Origin of the sequence: Brevundimonas sp. (assembly GCF_036402095.1) — a bacterium.
GTDB lineage: Bacteria > Pseudomonadota > Alphaproteobacteria > Caulobacterales > Caulobacteraceae > Brevundimonas.
In genome coordinates, this window is record NZ_DASWTO010000078.1 from 1 (window position 1) to 1,980 (window position 1,980).

The following is a 1,980-nucleotide window of genomic DNA, read 5'->3' on the forward strand; positions in this document are numbered from 1 at the left end:
GGCCAAGCTGAAACGGGCGCTTCTGTCGCGGTGACCCACAAGATGTTGTGGCCGAAGGTGGCGCGGCGTAAATGAACGGGCCGCAACGCCGGGGATTCCAGTGACCGCCTTCACCCACGACGCCTTCTTCTCGAAATCGCTCGCCGACGCCGATCCGGAGATCTTCGGCGGCATCCAGGGCGAACTGCGCCGGCAACAGGAGCAGATCGAGCTGATCGCGTCGGAAAACATCGTCTCGAAGGCGGTGCTGGAGGCCCAGGGCTCGGTGCTCACCAACAAGTACGCCGAGGGCTATCCGGGCCGTCGCTACTACGGCGGCTGCGAATACGTCGACGTCACCGAGGATCTCGCCCGGTCGCGGGCGAAGCAGCTGTTCAACTGCGCCTTCGCCAACGTCCAGCCGCACTCCGGGGCCCAGGCCAACCAGGCGGTATTCATGGCCCTGCTGCAGCCCGGGGATGCGTTCCTCGGCATGGACCTGGCCTGCGGCGGCCACCTGACCCACGGCTCGCCCGCCAACCAGTCCGGCAAGTGGTTCCGCCCGGTGACCTACAAGGTCCGCGAGGACGACCATCTGATCGACTACGACCACGTGGCGCAGATGGCCGAGCAGGAGAAGCCGAAGCTGATCCTCGCCGGGGCCTCGGCCTACAGCCGCCACATCGACTTCGCCCGCTTCCGCGAGATCGCCGACAGCGTCGGCGCGTACCTGATGGTCGACATGGCCCACTACGCCGGCCTGATCGCCGGCGGCGTCTATCCCGACCCGCTGCCGCACGCCCATGTGGTCACCACCACCACCCACAAGACCCTGCGCGGGCCGCGCGGCGGCATGGTGCTGTCGAACGACGTCGAGCTGGGCAAGAAGATCAACTCGGCGGTCTTCCCGGGCCTCCAGGGCGGGCCGCTGGAGCACGTCATCGCGGCCAAGGCCGTGGCCTTCGGCGAGGCGCTGAAGCCCGAGTTCAGGGCCTACGCCCGGCAGGTTGTCGACAACGCCCAGGCGCTGGCCGCCGTGCTGGTCGAGCGCGGTGCGGCCATCGTCTCGGGCGGCACCGACAGCCACCTGATGCTGGTCGACCTGCGGCCCAAGGGCGTCACCGGCAAGGCCACCGAGGCGGCGCTCGAGCACGCCCTGATGACCTGCAACAAGAACGGCGTGCCGTTCGACACCGCCCCGTTCACCGTCACCTCGGGCGTCCGCCTCGGCACCCCGGCGGGCACCACCCGCGGCTTCGGCGTGGCCGAGTTCCAGCAGGTCGGCCACTGGATCGCCGACGTCATCGACTCGATGAAGGGCGGCGACGAGGCCGACGCCGCCGTGTCGCAACGGGTGGCGGACGAGGTGCGGGCGCTGACCGCACGCTTCCCGATCTACGGATGAGCCGCCGATGAAGTGCCCCTTCTGCGGAAACCCGGACACCCAGGTGAAGGACAGCCGCCCGTCCGACGACGGCGCCGCCATCCGCCGCCGGCGGTCCTGTCCGCAGTGCAGCGGGCGCTTCACCACCTTCGAACGGGTGCAGCTGCGCGAGCTGATGATCCTCAAGCGCAACGGCCGCCGCACGCCCTTCGACCGCGACAAGCTGGAGCGCTCGCTGGGCATCGCCCTGCGCAAGCGGCCGGTGCAGCCCGAGCAGATCGAGCAGCTGGTCAGCCGCCTCGTCCGCCAGCTGGAGAGCCTCGGCGAGACCGAGATCCCGTCGTCGACCGTCGGCGACTTCATCATGAAGGCGCTGAAGTCGGTCGATGAGGTGGCCTACGTCCGCTACGCCTCGGTCTACAAGGACTTCCGCCACACCGGCGACTTCGCCCGCTTCCTCGGCGACGAGGGTCTGGACGACGAGTCCGGCCCGCGCTGATGCGCCCGTCGGTGACCCTGAAGCTGGCGACCTCCCTCGACGGGCGGATCGCCACGGCGTCCGGCGAGTCGAAATGGATCACCGGCGAGACTGCGCGGCTGGAGGGGCATCGCCTGCG

3 protein-coding genes are annotated in these 1,980 nt (G+C 69.4%); all 3 read left to right on the plus strand.

Annotated features, from left to right (window positions below; translation table 11 throughout):
* Positions 1 to 100: 100 nt before the first annotated feature.
* Positions 101 to 1,384 (plus strand): serine hydroxymethyltransferase, encoded by a 1,284-nt coding sequence (gene glyA / locus VGD32_RS06445; RefSeq protein ID WP_331031080.1) that lies wholly within the window; start codon positions 101 to 103, stop codon positions 1,382 to 1,384.
* Positions 1,385 to 1,391: 7 nt separating this feature from the next.
* Positions 1,392 to 1,862 (plus strand): transcriptional regulator NrdR, encoded by a 471-nt coding sequence (gene nrdR / locus VGD32_RS06450; protein WP_331031081.1) that lies wholly within the window; start codon positions 1,392 to 1,394, stop codon positions 1,860 to 1,862.
* Positions 1,862 to 1,980: dihydrofolate reductase family protein (locus VGD32_RS06455; protein WP_331031082.1), on the plus strand; the 119-nt coding region annotated here is incomplete at its 3' end. The genes nrdR and VGD32_RS06455, both read left to right, overlap by 1 nt.